At 69.3% G+C, this 14,343-nt stretch carries 7 protein-coding genes and 1 tRNA gene; 6 read left to right on the plus strand and 2 right to left on the minus strand.

The genetic code is table 11. From position 1 onward, the window contains the following. Positions 1 to 69: 69 nt before the first annotated feature. The 4 genes from UA74_RS01415 (at position 70) to UA74_RS01430 (ending at position 4,567) form a co-directional block, all read left to right on the plus strand. Positions 70 to 498, plus strand: a complete 429-nt coding sequence (locus UA74_RS01415; protein ID WP_157433934.1) for a hypothetical protein — start codon at positions 70 to 72, stop codon at positions 496 to 498. 356 nt (positions 499 to 854) lie between these two features. Further along, positions 855 to 3,089 carry a bifunctional MFS transporter/dTMP kinase gene (locus UA74_RS01420; protein WP_083682843.1) on the plus strand — a complete coding sequence of 745 codons (2,235 nt, stop codon included), beginning with the start codon at positions 855 to 857 and terminating at the stop codon, positions 3,087 to 3,089. Between the two features lie 107 nt (positions 3,090 to 3,196). Further along, positions 3,197 to 4,429 (plus strand): DNA polymerase III subunit delta', encoded by a 1,233-nt coding sequence (locus tag UA74_RS01425; protein WP_075738193.1) that lies wholly within the window; start codon positions 3,197 to 3,199, stop codon positions 4,427 to 4,429. Between the two features lie 61 nt (positions 4,430 to 4,490). Further along, a tRNA-Thr gene (locus UA74_RS01430) sits at positions 4,491 to 4,567 on the plus strand. Positions 4,568 to 4,982: 415 nt separating this feature from the next. On the opposite strand, the gene UA74_RS01435 is transcribed toward UA74_RS01430, so the two are convergent. Next, complete coding sequence (locus UA74_RS01435; protein ID WP_198042898.1) at positions 4,983 to 5,594, minus strand: GNAT family N-acetyltransferase; 612 nt, start codon at positions 5,592 to 5,594, stop codon at positions 4,983 to 4,985. Positions 5,595 to 5,963: 369 nt separating this feature from the next. Between UA74_RS01435 and UA74_RS01440 the strand changes: the two genes are divergently transcribed. After that, on the plus strand, positions 5,964 to 7,739 hold the full coding sequence (locus tag UA74_RS01440; protein ID WP_075738197.1) for an NPCBM/NEW2 domain-containing protein: 1,776 nt from the start codon (positions 5,964 to 5,966) through the stop codon (positions 7,737 to 7,739). A gap of 467 nt (positions 7,740 to 8,206) precedes the next feature. After that, a complete protein-coding gene (dnaE, locus tag UA74_RS01445) occupies positions 8,207 to 11,725 on the plus strand; it encodes a DNA polymerase III subunit alpha (protein ID WP_075743286.1) in 3,519 nt (1,172 codons plus the stop codon). A 102-nt stretch (positions 11,726 to 11,827) separates the two neighbouring features. On the opposite strand, the gene helR is transcribed toward dnaE, so the two are convergent. Continuing rightward, the gene (gene helR / locus UA74_RS01450) at positions 11,828 to 14,038 is read right to left on the minus strand and encodes an RNA polymerase recycling motor ATPase HelR (RefSeq protein WP_198042899.1); all 2,211 of its coding nucleotides are present in this window, start codon (positions 14,036 to 14,038) and stop codon (positions 11,828 to 11,830) included. Positions 14,039 to 14,343: the final 305 nt, after the last annotated feature.

Here is a 14,343-nt window from a genome sequence, read left to right on the forward strand (position 1 = left end):
AGGCTGCGGTCTGCCCTCGCGTGGCGGGCTCGATCGGGCGTACCGTTGACGGGCGGTATGCACACGGTGATGACCAGGGAGTTTCCCGTGGCGAGTCTCGATGCACTGTCCGGACCCGACGGAACGCAGGCCATTCCGCCGCCAGGGGTGTTCCCCGACGCGGTGGGCGGGCTGGCTCCTGCGTCGATGTCGACCGGCGCGGGACACCGTCGGGTGGTGGTGCCACCCGTCGTGGCTCCGCCGCCCCGGCCGGAGTTCGCGGAGGCGGGGCCGAGCTGGGGTATCGGGTCGTCACACTCGACGTCGAGAACGGCCGCCGGGCGAGGTGCGCGGCACATCGCCGCCCCGCCGGTGGTGCCCGATGGCGGCGGGCTCCTCGCGCGAGCTCAACGACTCACGCCGGGGCGAGCGGCGGATCAGGGTGTCGGCTGGCTGGTGGTCGCCGCAGTCGCACTGGGCGTCATCGCGATGATCTTCCTTCTGCTCTTCGCCGGCTGAAATCGGACTGGTGAATAGCAGACCGGACGACCGGTGAAGTGATCATGAAGTCGCGGTTCGCTTCCTGCCTGAGGTCGTCTGCTGACTTTCCGGGTCTTCAGCCTTTCTGCGAGATGTCCTGCACCCGGCGTCAGACTGGCCAGCCGACGAACAGTGCTCACCCTCTGCGTTGGGCGCTTGCGTGCTGTTCGGGGCCGACATCAGGCTTCCGGTGAGGTCGGGGCGGCTCTCAGCAGATCCGGCTGCTCCAGCGGATACTGTGTGTCAAGTTGCGCGCTCGTCGGGGTAGCTCACAACTCTAACGAGAGCAATCGAATAACAAGATCAACTAATCCGGCTAGGCTTGGCTCCGGTCGATGGTGGAGATACGGGAAACGGGGGTGGTCAGGATCAGCGGGAACCCGGCGGAGGCCTCGACCAACGGTGTGCCGCAGTCCTCGAATCCCGGTTCGTCCACCGTTCGTCGGGTACGCGGAGTCCTGGCGATTCCGGCATTCCGCAGACTGTGGATCGTCTCGGCGATCTGCAGCATGGGTGACTGGCTCGCCCTGCTGGCGCAGACGGCACTCGCGACTCACCTGACCGAGAGCTACACCGCCCAGAGCTTCGCCTTCGGCGGCGTCGTCGCGATGAAGCTGCTGCCCGCGATGGTGCTGGCGCCGCTGGCAGGCACGCTCGCCGACCGGTTCGACCGTCGCAAGGTGATGGTGACCTGCGACATCCTCCGTGCGGGGATCATGCTGTCGATCCCGCTCGTCGGCGAACTGTGGTGGCTCTTCGTCGCGATCTTCCTGATCGAGATGTGCTCCCTGTTCTGGATTCCCGCCAAGGAGTCCTCGATCCCCAACCTGCTGCGCAGGCCGGACCAGGTCGAGACGGCCAACCAGCTGAGCCTGGCGATGACCTATGGCGTCTCCGTCATCACCGCGACCGGGGTGTTCACGCTGCTCTCCTCGGTGGGCACCCTCTTCAACCTCTCGTTGAACTCCACCACCACCGTCTACACGGCGATGTTCATCAACAGTCTCGCGTTCCTCACCTCCGCCATCGTGGTGGCCACCCGGATTCCCGAGATCTCGGGGCGACGGGCCAAGAACGTCGTCGTCGACGACGTCACCACGACGGCAGGCGAAGCAGCGAATGCGGCCGTGGACGGCGCTGCGAAGCGGGCCGTCGGCGGCGCGACGGCGATGCACGTCGACGGCGCAGGGAAACGCCCCGGCGTGCTGCGGATGCTGCGGGACGGAATCCAGTTCATCGGCACCACGCCGCTGATCCGGGGCCTGGTGCTCGGCATCATCGGTGCGATGGCGGCCGCAGGCGCCGTGGTCGGTACGTCGAACCTCTACTCCCAGAGTCTCTCCGCAGGCGACGCCGGTTACGGGATGCTGTTCAGCGCGGTGTTCGTCGGCCTGGCGCTCGGCATGGCGGTGTCGCCGAAACTGGCCCAGCGGGTGCCGCACAACCGGTTGTTCGGCAGTGCGATCGTCTGCGCGGGACTGGCACTGATCCCGGTGGCCCTCGCGCCGCATCTGGGGATCTCACTGGCCGTGGTGCCGTTGGTGGGCGCCTCGGCGGGGGTGGCCTTCCTGACCGGCCTCACGATCGTCGGCACGCAGGTCGAGGACGAGATCCGCGGCCGCACGGTCGCGGTGGTGCAGTCGCTGCTGCGCATCGTGATGTTCGGCGCGCTGACCCTGGTTCCGGTGCTGATCGGCATCCTCGGCCAGCGTTCCCTGGACTTCTTCGGCACCCAGGTGCAGGTGGACGCCACCCGGCCGATCCTGTTCGGCGCCGGGCTCGTCGCCGTGGGGCTGGGCGTGCTGGCCTACCGGCAGATGGACGACCGGCGGGATCAGCCGATCATGGCCGACCTGCGCGAGGCGTTCCGCAGCGGCGGCCGCCGCAAGGGAGTCGGCCTGCTGATCACCATCGAAGGAGACGCCGCGGTCGACACGGCGACCCAGACCAAGCACCTCACCGACTGGTTGCAGTCCTTCGACGACCATGTCGTCCTCGCCAACGATCCCGCCTTGGACGAGGGGCGGCTCGGCCGGATGCTGGGCTCGGTCGAACTCACCGGATCGCGAGCACACGCCCTGGTCGCCGCCGCCGTCCGCAGCGACGTCGTCGAGCAGGTGATCCGGCCCGCACTGGACTCCGGCGCCGTGGTGGTGATGGAGCGCTACGTGGACAGCCCGCTGGCACACTTCGGCGCTGCGGGCGGTCTGGACCAGCGTGACCTGGAAGGGCTCGCCGAGTGGGCGACGGGCAAGCTCCGTGCCGACGTGACGGTGTTGCTCGATCGCGATCCGGCACAGGTCGGCGTGAACCAGCGCGCGGAGCAGCAGCTCGGCGCCGATCACCACTGGCGGGTGCAGAACCTGCTCGCCGAGATGGCCGCCGCGAATCCCGATCGGTACGTGGTGGTCGATGCCGACGGGACCGAAGCGGAGATCGCGGCCAGGGTCCGCACCGCGCTGGAGCCGATGCTGCGGGCGAAGCGCGGTCTCGGCCGTGGCCGCGGCCATGAGATGAGCGACCGGCCCGCTGACGTGGGCACCGGAGGCACGGGCAGCAACTCGGAATGACGAGGTCGCTCCGGCGGCGTCGGGGTGCTCGCCGATAATGAGGGCCGAGTGCGCGTCCGTCGGTGTTCGCGGCGCCGCAGACCTGGCGAGAGGGGACGGGTGGCTGAGTGACGAGCGAGGACGAGGCCGGGAGCGCCCCGGACTCCGGGGTGTGGGCTGACCTGATCGGCCAGCCCGAGGTGGCAATCGAGCTGGCCTCGGCGGCGCGGGCGGCCGCCGACCAGGTGGCAGGGCGGAGTTCCCCGCCCGGAGCCATGACGCATGCCTGGCTGTTCAGCGGCCCGCCCGGCGCAGGCTGCGCGACGGTGGCGAGGGCCTTCGCCGCAGCCCTGCAGTGTGTCGGCGGCGGCGATCCCCCCGGCTGCGGAGAGTGCGCAGGCTGCCGGACCGTCCTGGCGGGCACCCACGCCGACCTGCGACTGGTGGTGCCAGAGGGGCTGTCCATCTCGGTCGCGGAGATGCGCGGCCTGGTGCAGACCGCCGCCAGACGACCCACCAGCGGGCGCTGGCAGGTCGTGGTGGTCGCCGACGCGGACCGGTTGACGGAAGGCGCGGCGAACGCCCTGCTCAAGGCCGTGGAAGAGCCTGCGTCGCGCACTGTCTTCCTGCTGTGCGCGCCGTCGGACCACCCCGAGGACGTCTCGGTGACGATCCGTTCGCGGTGTCGGTCCGTACACCTGCGGACCCCGTCCCAGGCCGCAGTGGAGAAGATGCTCCGCCACCACGACGGCGTCGACGGCCAGACCGCCGCCTGGGCGGCCTCGGTGTGCGGCGGCCACGTCGACCGAGCCAGGCGGCTGGCCACCGACGCCGACGCCCGAGCCCGCCGAGAGGCGGTGCTGGCGATTCCGCTGGGGCTCCGACAGCCTGCGGACGTGTTCCGCTGTGCGGACGACCTGGTGAAGGCGGCGGAGTCCGAGGCAGGGGCGGTCAACGAGGCCCGCAACGAGAACGAGAAGGACGAGCTGCGCACCGCGATGGGCGGCGGCGGGACCGGCAAGGGGACTGCTGCGGCCGGGCGGGGCGCCAACGCCGCGATCCGGGAGCTGGAGAAGCGCCAGAAGTCCCGGTCGACCAGGATGCAGCGCGACTCGCTGGACCAGGCGCTCATCGACCTCGCCTCGTTCTACCGAGACGTCCTGGTGTCGAGCAGCGGTGCCGAGGCGACCCTCAATCATCCCGACCGGGCGGCCGACATCCGCCAGGCGGCCGCGTCCTGGACGCCCGAGTCGACCCTGCGCAGGCTCGAGTCCGTGCTCGAATGTCGGACGGCACTGACCCGCAACGTGAAGCCGAGAATCGCGATCGAGGCGATGGTCACCACCCTCCGCCTGGGCTGATCGCGGTCGGCGGCCCCCCGGCGCATCGGGTGCCCGCAGGCCGCTACACTGTGAGTGCTTCGCCGCCTTAGCTCAGTCGGCCAGAGCAACGCACTCGTAATGCGTAGGTCAAGGGTTCGATTCCCTTAGGCGGCTCCAGCAGTGACCAGGCCCTTCCCGGATTCCGGGAGGGGCCTGTGTCGTGCTGGGGTGCGTGCTCTCCACGGAGGCCGAGTCTCTGCGGCAGGCGGCACACACGTGCCTCGTGATCAGCGAGACGACGGCGCGTCGGAGCATCTGCGGCTAGGGGTGGGGCCGGGCCCTGCTGACTGGCCAGGCGTAGGACAGGGCGCGCAGCAGAGGAGCGGATCGGCTCGCGGTGGAGGCTGTCGGCGGGCTGCTGAGCTCGATGACACCGTGGGCGTCGACTGAATTCTTGCCTGCCGAGCGGCCTGCTGCGTCTGAGCCGACGGTCTTGCCTGCGTCCGGAGTAGGGACGTGCCCTGCCCAGCTACCCGAGCGGGCGGTTTCCGGGCCGTGCAGTGTTCGGCTTCCGTGCGGATCGACGGCGTCGTCACGACTCCGGCAGCACGCGGGCGAACATGATCATGTCTCGGTTGTGCTCGCCGATGCGGAGATAGGAGTGCAGCGTGCCCTCCTCGTTGAACCCCGTGGCCCGGCAGACGGCCTGCGACTCCTGGTTGTCGACCTCCACCAGGGCCTCGACGCGGAGCAGGTCGAGATCGCGAGCGAGTTCGACGACCAGCCGGACCGCCGAGGTGACCAGGCCGCGTCCCCGGTGGCGGGGCAGCAGCCAGTAGCCGACGGCGGCTCGTCGATGCGTCCAGTCGATGCTGTTGAGCGTCACCATTCCGACCGCCTCACCGACCGCCTGATCGACGATCGCCAGCGGGAGCCCGCGACCTTCGGCCGCCTGGTTCCACTGGCGGTGCAGCCAGAACGAGCCTTCGGCGGGGGAGCAGTCCGGCGGAATGGAGGTGATCAGCGGGATGTAGGGGTCCCTGGCGGCTTCCGTGATCGCAGGCAGATCATCGATCTGCCAGGCGCGCAGCAGGACGCGGTCGTCGCGTCTGATCGGCAGATCGCGGAGGTTGACGGTTCTGGCCTGCGTTCTCGTCCGACTCGTTCCCGATCGAGTCGTGCCCAGGTTCCGCCCGTCGCTCATGATCGCCTCTCCTGCGCCCGCTGTCGTGGGGATCATCCTTGCATCGAGAACTCGTGATCACTACGGACGAGCGTCGCGATCCCGCCGGGCCTGCCAGGCGGTGCTGCGCCGTCCAGGGGCGGTACGGCCGAGGTGCGGCAGACAAGGCGAACGGGTGATCTTCCTGCCTGCTCCTCGGCGACGTTCCCCGGCCGTCACCAGGTGAGACGGGGCTGAACGCGATCACTGCCGAGCAGCCGTTCACCTGCTGTTGCGCCGGTCGGCGGCTGCGCTTCCTCGGTGCGTGATCGACGGTACATCTGGGTCGCTGATCGTGGTGGCCGCGTCCGGACGGACGTGTACTTCGTCGCTTCGCCTGGGAGCCGCACCGTGAGACAGACCAGATGGACCGCCGCCGCGCTCGCAGCGCTGGTGGCCTGCGGCGGCCTCGCCGCATCGGCATCGGCCGGGGAGAGGACCCCCGACCACAGCTCCGTCGGGACCTTCGACGTCATGAGTGACATTCAGGGCGGACTGCAGGCCTTCCGGGACGTGCGGGAGGCAGCCCACGAACTGGCGCCGGACTCGAAGGCACTGGTCATCAACGGCGACATCGTCGACCGGGGTTACGACTTCGAGTACCAGGAGGTCACCGACATCATCGCGGAGACTCCCGGGCCGCAGACCACGCTGTCCAGCATCGGCAACCACGAGGCCTACGCGCCCGCGTGGTGCTCCCCGACCGCCCTGTGCCAGCCCTCCTGGCCGAACGGCTTCACCGAGGAGGAGCTGTACGAGTCGTTCTTCGCGTTCGCGGGCCGGGACGAGGTCTACGCGGAGCAGGTCGTCGACGGGATTCCGCTGCTCGCGCTGGGCACCGAGCGGCTGATGTGGTGGGAGGACCCCAACCTGGACGACCACGTCTATCTGAGTGACGAGCAGCTCGACTGGCTCCGTGCCCGGCTCGACCACCACACCCGCGACGGGCGCCCGGCCTTCGTCTTCACCCATTACCCGCTGTACGACACCGTCACCTCGTCGGACGGCACCTCCGGCGAGTTCCATCTCCAGGACGAGGAGCTTCGGCAGGTCCTCGGCGACTACCCGCAGGCGGTGCTGTTCAGCTCGCACACGCACTCCTCGCTGCGGGACGACAAGTGGGCGAGGCGGGTCACCGTGCCCGGCGGCCACCCGGACGGCTTCACCGCCGTCAACACCGGGGCCGTCCTCAACCGGCAGGTCCTTCAGGTGAGCCTCGGCTCCGACGGGGCCCGTATCCGGGCTCGGGACGTCGCCGCCGACGAGTGGGTGCAGGACCTCGTCATTCCGACCGTGGACCCGAGGCTCCCGGCAGCGGGACTGCGCGTCGACCCGGTCTCCGAGCACGTCGCCCCCGGAGCCTCGGTGGAGGTGACGGCCGAGTTCGCCAACCTGAGCAGCCGACGGCTCATCCACGTCAGGCTGGAGCCGGTCGTGCCCGAGGGCTGGGCGGCCGAGCGCATCGCCGAGTCGGGACGTCGGCACCTCGGCCGAGGCGAGACCGCGTCGGCTACCTGGCGACTCAGTCCGGTGGACGGCGTCGAGCAGTCCGACGTCCTCGACTTCGCGGTGGACGCCGAGTACGGGCGAGGCAGCAAGGCAGGCAGGATCAGCGAACAGGCCTCGATCGAGATCGTCGAGGCGCCCAGCGGGACGTCGTACGTCTCCGACCTGCCGTTCCTCTCCTCGTCCAACGGCATCGGCCCCGTCGAGCGGGACCTGAGCAATGGCGCGATCGGCGAGGGTGACGGTCATCCGCTGACTGTGAACGGCGTCCGTTACGACAAGGGCCTCGGCACCATGGCCCCGTCGGAGACGGTGGTGCACCTGGGCCAGAACTGCACGCGATTCGCCGCCTCGGTCGGCGTCGACGACCGTGCTCCGCAGTCTTCGCAGAACCGGCCCGACGACGGCCGAGGCGACGGCGGCGACGTGGTCTTCCAGGTGTGGGCCGACGACGAGAAGGTCTGGGACAGCGGCGTCGTCCACGCGGGAGAAGGCGCCCGCGACATGGACGTCCACCTCAACGACGCCGAGACGCTGCGGCTGGTCGTCACCGACGGCGGCGACGAGAACTGGTGGGACTACGCCGACTGGGGTCTGGCCCGCGTGACCTGCGGCGGCTGAGGCCCGGGCGGCGTCACCACCGTCTCGAATCCTGTCGCACCACGGCGAGGGCGTCCCCACGGGCGCCCTCGCCCGCTTTTCGGCCGGGTCTCGTCGAGGCGGGGCGTCGTCCGTCGAACGTGGGAGGCACGCCCGCCGCCCTGACCGGATGTCCTCGCCGTCGTGGGAGTCTCGCGCACGGCCCCACCGCGCGTGAGCGGGCTCGTACTGCTCGAGTTCTCTTCGGGTCGTTTCGGCTCGTCATGCCTGCTCAGCGGCGGTATGAAGGCGCCGTCCGACCGTCTCGACCGCCGACCCCCCGAGTGGTGGGCACCCGGCGTGAAGTGTGAAGCTGTAGAACCGCCGAATCCTGCCTTCGGCCGGACCGCGCGCTCGACCCGGGGGCGGCGCGGCACACACTGGGACGCCAGGAAGAGAGCACTGTGTCGGATCAGTTCGTCCACCTGCACGTACACACCGAGTACTCGATGCTCGACGGGGCCGCCAAGGTCGCACCCCTGTTCGCCGAGGCCGCCAGGCTCGGGATGCCCGCCGTGGGCATGACCGACCACGGCAACATGTACGGGGCGGACGAGTTCTACCAACAGGCGAAGAAGAAGGGCATCAAGCCGATCATCGGCATCGAGGCCTACATCGCGCCTGCCAGCCGCTTCCACAAGAAGCCGGTGTTCTGGGGCGAGTCGGGGCAGCGGTCCAGCGATCAGTCCGGTGAGGGCGGCGACGTCTCCGGTGCCGGTGCGTACACGCATATGACGATGTTCGGCGGTAATGCCACCGGCCTGCGTAATCTCTTCACGCTCTCCAGCCGGGCCAGCATGGAGGGCTACTACCGTAAGCCCAGGATGGACCGCGAGCTGATCGCCGAGCATGCCGAGGGGATCATCGCCACCACCGGCTGCCCCTCGGGCGAGGTGCAGACCCGGCTCCGGCTGGGGCAGCCCGCGGCGGCCATGCAGGCCGCGTCGGACTACAAGGACATCTTCGGCGCCGACAACTTCTTCCTCGAGCTGATGGACCACGGGCTGCCCATCGAGCGCTCGGTCCGCGAGGGCCTGCTGCACATCGGCCGTGAGCTGAACCTGCGTCCGCTGGCGACCAACGACTCGCACTACGTCACCAAGGACCAGGCGGACGCGCACTCCGCGCTGTTGTGCGTCCAGGCAGGCAAGACCCTCAACGACCCGACCCGGTTCAAGTTCGACGGCGACGGCTACTACCTGAAGTCGGCCGCAGAGATGCGCGCCTACTGGGACTCCGAGGTCCCCGGCGCCGCGGACAACACCCTGCTCATCGCCGAGCGCATCGAGTCCTACGACGAGGTCTACGCCCACCACGATCGGATGCCGGTCTTCGAGGTCCCCGAGGGCCACGATCAGGTGAGCTGGCTGCACCAGGAGGTCATGACGGGCCTGCGGTGGCGGTTCCCCGACGTCATCCCGGACGGCTACGTGGAGCGGGCCGAGTTCGAACTCGACGTCATCGCGCAGAAGGGCTTCCCTGCCTACTTCCTCGTCGTCGGCGACCTCGTCAAGCACGCCAAGGAGGTCGGCATCCGCGTCGGCCCCGGCCGAGGATCGGCTGCGGGATCACTGGTCGCGTACGCGCTGGGCATCACCAACCTGGACCCGATCCCGCTCGGCCTGCTGTTCGAGCGGTTCCTGAATCCCGAGCGCGCGTCGATGCCCGACATCGACATCGACTTCGACGACCGCAGGCGCGGCGAGATGGTGCGCTACGCGACCGACAAGTACGGCTCGGACCGGGTGGCCCAGGTCATCACCTTCGGCACGATCAAGACGAAGGCCGCGATCAAGGACTCCGCGCGAGTCCACTACGGCCAGCCCGGCTACGCCATCGCCGACCGGATCTCCAAGGCGCTGCCGCCGCCCGTCGCCGCCAAGGACATCCCGCTGTCCGGCATCGTCGACTCCAGCCACGAGCGCTACGCCGAGGCGGCGGAGGTCCGCACCCTGGTCCAGAACGACCAGGAGGTCTCGACGATCTTCGAGACCGCCAGGGGACTGGAGGGCCTGATCCGCAACGCGGGCGTCCACGCCTGCGCGGTGATCATGTCCTCCGAGCCGCTGATGGAGGCGATTCCGCTCTGGCGGCGGGACGACGGCGCCATCATCACCGGCTGGGACTATCCGTCCTGCGAGGCCATCGGCCTGCTGAAGATGGACTTCCTCGGTCTGCGGAACCTGACGATCATCGGCGACGCCATCGAGAACATCAAGGCCAACAAGGGCGAGGACATCGACCTCGACCGGCTGCTGGTGGACGACAAGGCCACCTACGAGTTGCTCGGTCGAGGCGACGCACTCGGCGTGTTCCAGCTCGAGGGCGGCGCGATGCGCGACCTGCTCCGGCGGATGCAGCCCACCGAGTTCAACGACATCATCGCGGTCAACGCGTTGTACCGGCCCGGTCCGATGGCGATGAACACGCACAACAACTACGCCGACCGGAAGAACGGGCGACAGAAGATCACCCCGATCCATCCGGAGCTCGAAGAGCCGCTGGCCGAGATCCTGGGCGAGACCTACGGTCTGATCGTCTACCAGGAACAGATCATGCGTACCGCGCAGAAGGTCGCCGGGTACTCGATGGGTCGCGCGGACGTGCTCCGCAAGGCGATGGGTAAGAAGAAGAAGGAGGTGCTCGAGCAGGAGTTCGAGGGCTTCCAACAGGGCATGCGGAGTCAGGGCTACTCCGACGAGGCCGTGCAGACGCTCTGGGACACGGTGCTGCCCTTCGCCGGGTACGCGTTCAACAAGTCGCACGCTGCGGGCTATGCGCTGGTGGGCTACTGGACCGCGTATCTGAAGGCCCATCACCCCGCCGAGTACATGGCGGCGCTGCTGACCTCGGTCGGCGACAACAAGGACAAGTCGGCCATCTACCTGTCCGAGTGCAGGCGGCTGGGCATCAAGGTCCTCGCGCCGGACGTGAACGAGTCGGTGCACCGGTTCGCCGCCGTCGGCAGCGACATCCGCTTCGGCCTCGGCGCCATCCGCAACGTGGGCGCCAACGTCGTCCAGTCGGTCATCGATCGGCGGGCCGAGAAGGGCCGCTACACGTCCTTCACCGACTTCCTCGACAAGGCCGAGATCGCCGTCTGCAACAAGCGAGTGGTGGAGTCGCTGGTCAAGGCGGGCTCCTTCGACTCCTTCGGCCATTCGCGTCGGTCGCTCATCGAGCATCACGAGGCGGCGGTGGACGCCGTGATCGGCCTCAAGCGTCAGGAGGCCCTCGGCCAGTTCGACCTCTTCGGCGGGGGTGACGACGGCGAGAAGTCCGCCGACGCCTCGCCGCTGGCGCATCTGCACTTCGCGCCGGAAGAATGGCCGCGCAAGCAGCTCCTGGCCTACGAGCGGGAGATGCTGGGCCTGTACGTCTCCGCGCATCCGCTGGACGGCGCGGAGCGCATCCTGCACAAGCATGCGCCGAGGACCATCGCGGCGATCCTGGCCGACCCGCCCAAGGAGGGCGAGATCGTCCTGGCCGGGATGATCTCCTCCCTGGAACGTCGGGTGAACAAGCAGGGCGAGCCCTGGGCCATTGCCACGGTGGAGGACCTGGACGCCTCGGTGGAGGTGCTCTTCTTCGCCAAGAGCTACAGCGTGCTGGCCGCCGATCTGGTGGAGGACTCGGCGGTGGCGATCAAGGGCCGGGTCAACTGGCGCGAGGAGAAGATGTCCGTGTTCGGCTCCGGCATCGTCACCCTGGACATCAGCGAGGCCGAGTCCAATCCGGGCGCCGCGCCGCCGGTCACCCTGCTCTGCAACGTCGAGAAGCTGAACCGCGACGTCGTCCTGGAGCTCAAGCGGACGCTCGCCGCGCACCGAGGCGACGTGCCGGTGCGTCTGACGCTGTCGTATCAGACGCAGAAGGAGACCTACCTGGTGAACGACTATCCGATCGAGATGACTCCGGCGTTGGTCGGCGAGCTCAAGGCCATTCCGGGGGTCGCGCTGGGAGCGTGACCCCCGCCTGCCCTCCTTCGCTGCTCGGGCGGAGGAGGGCGGGGCGGTCGGGGTCGATCGGCAGGCCGGGCCGCGGTGTGGGCGCCGGGCCCGCACGCGGCACTACGCCGAGCCTGCGCTCCCGGCCCGCGCGGGCGGAGGAGTCGCGGTGATTCCGGCCAGGACCGGCGGCAACGGACCCCGGTGCAGGACGCCGAGCCGCTGGGTGGCTCGGGTGAGCGCCACGTAGAGTTCGGCCGCGCCTCGGGGGCCGTGGGCGAGAATTCGCTCCGGCTCCACCACCAGGACGGCGTCGAACTCCAGTCCCTTCGTCTCCGACGCGGCCATCGCGCCCGGCGTCCCCGGCGGTCCGATCACGACACTGGTGCCCTCGCGCCCGGCCTCGTCCCGGACGAACTCCTCGATGGCGGCGGGCACCTCGTCCTCGGTGACCTGCCTGGCCCACGGCCCGACACCGCATGCGCGGACCGAATCCGGCGGCCGGACCCCTGGCGCGAAGTCGGCGAGCAGCCCGGCGGCGACGGCCATGATCTCCGCCGGGGTGCGGTAGTTCATCGACAGCGACCGGTACAGCCAGCGGCCGGGCACGTACGGCTGGAGCATCGTGTCCCAGGACGTCGCGCCTGCCGCCGACCGCCGCTGGGCGAGGTCGCCGACCACTGTGAAGGAACGGCCGGGGCAGCGACGCATCAACACCCGCCAGTCCATCTCCGACAACTCCTGTGCCTCGTCGACCACGACGTGCCGGTAGGTCCAGTCCCGGTCGGCGGCGGCGCGTTCGGCGAGTTCACGGGTGTCGCGCTCGAGGAATCGATCGGCCAGGTCCTCGGCGTAGAGCAGGTCCTTGGCGAACAGGTGGTCTTCGTCGTCCATCGAATCCTCGCGGCCGACCAGGATGTCCAGCACACCCGCGGCGTATTCGGCCTCGGCCTGCTGCTCCCGCTCGGCGGCCCGATCGGCCTTCTCGGCGGACGGGTCGGGGCCCAGCAGATCGATGAGTTCGTCGAGCAGCGGCACGTCGGACACCGTCCAGGCCTGGCCGTCGGCCCGGGACAACGCCGGGTCCGCGCCCGCCGTGCTCAACCGCTCTGGTGACGTGTACAGCTGCGCCAACAGCGTCTTCGGGGTCAGCGTCGGCCAGAGCTCGTTCAGCGCGGCGGTGAAGACGTCGTTCTCGGCGAGTTCCGTGCGCAACTCGGCCCGGAGGTTCTCCCATGCCTTGCGGTCGTCTCTGGTCAGCCAGCCTCGGCCGATTCGGGCGATCGCCCGCTCGGTGAGGGCCCAGGTGATGATCTCGGTGAACACGGCGCGTGCTTCGTTGTGCGGCAGCCCGCTTGCCCGAGCCTCCTCCCTGGCCCATGCCGCGATCTCGGCGTCGAGCCGCACCGTGGCGTCGGCGAGTTCGACGGACACCGGCTGCGCGGGCAGCCGCTGTCGATCGGCGACCGCCGCCGCCAGCACGGCCAGGATCTCGCGCGAGCCCTTGAGCCTGGCGGCCTCCGGGGCGTCCTCGGCGGTGACGCGCAGTCCCGGCACGAGATCGCCGGTGGTCATGAACACCACGTTGGACTCGCCGAGCGACGGCAGGACTCGGCCGATGTGGTTCAAGAACGCCGGGTTGGGCCCGACCACGAGGACGCCGTGACGTTCCATCCGCTCCCGCTTCGTGTAGAGCAGGTACGCGACGCGGTGCAACGCCACCACGGTCTTCCCGGTGCCGGGGCCGCCCTCGATGACCAACACCCCCGGATGGTCGAGCCGGATGATCTCGTCCTGCTCGGCCTGGACCGTCGCCACGATGTCGCGCATCCCGTTCCCGCGTGGCGCGTTGACGGCCGCGAGCAGGGCCGAATCGCCGCGCTCGCCGCCACCGGGGCGGCCGAGCACCTCGTCGGTGAAGTCGGCGAGGTGCCGTCCTCGAGTACTGAACTGGCGCCTGCGCCGCATGCCCTCCGGGCGGGCGGCGGTGGCGAGATAGAACGCGCGTGCCGCGGGCGCCCGCCAGTCGAGCAGCATCGGCTCGTACTCGTTCTCCGCGTCGAAGATGCCGATCCGGCCGATGTAGCGATGGCTGCCGGATCGGGTGTCCAGCCTGCCGAAGCACAGGCCGTCGTCCGCCACGTGCAGCCGCTTCACCTCGGCGGCCAGTGCGCGCACTTCGACGTCCCGTTCCACGGGTGTGGCGCCGTGCTCCCGCAGCGCGGTCTGGTACACGCCCTTCATCCGCGCGCGCTCGGCGTCGAGCCGCGCGTAGAGCCCGGCCACATAGTCCCGCTCGGACCGCAGTTCCTCTTCATACCCTTGAGCTGACACATGCCCCTCATAGCTGCTTGCTGATGTCGAGTTCGACGTTCTTTCATCGGCGTGGGGAAGGTGTGCCGATCTTCTTCCGTTCGCGGGTGCGTCGGCGGCTGCGCCGTGCGTGCCGCCCCGGTTCACACCTGTCATGATCCATGAGCCGACGACACATACCCATTCTCGTGACAGCCGTTTTCGCAGCTAGCGACTCCGGCGGGCGATTGTGCAGCATGACCAGGGTCTTGCCACAAGCCCCCCGGTGCGCTATAGATTGAAAATGGAAAAGGGTGGACGCCCCCTTTTTCCGGACCGAGCGATCT

The sequence above is a fragment of the Actinoalloteichus fjordicus genome (assembly GCF_001941625.1).
Taxonomy (GTDB): Bacteria; Actinomycetota; Actinomycetes; order Mycobacteriales; family Pseudonocardiaceae; genus Actinoalloteichus_A; species Actinoalloteichus_A fjordicus.

What these genes read in the sequence shown, in the direction of transcription:
- UA74_RS01415 (WP_157433934.1), top strand. Translation starts at nt 70, where the DNA reads ATGACCAGGGAGTTTCCCGTGGCGAGTCTCGATGCACTGTCCGGACCC.
- UA74_RS01420 (WP_083682843.1), top strand. Translation starts at nt 855, where the DNA reads ATGGTGGAGATACGGGAAACGGGGGTGGTCAGGATCAGCGGGAACCCG.
- UA74_RS01435 (WP_198042898.1), bottom strand. Translation starts at nt 5,594, where the DNA reads ATGAGCGACGGGCGGAACCTGGGCACGACTCGATCGGGAACGAGTCGG.
- dnaE (WP_075743286.1), top strand. Translation starts at nt 8,207, where the DNA reads ATGCTCGACGGGGCCGCCAAGGTCGCACCCCTGTTCGCCGAGGCCGCC.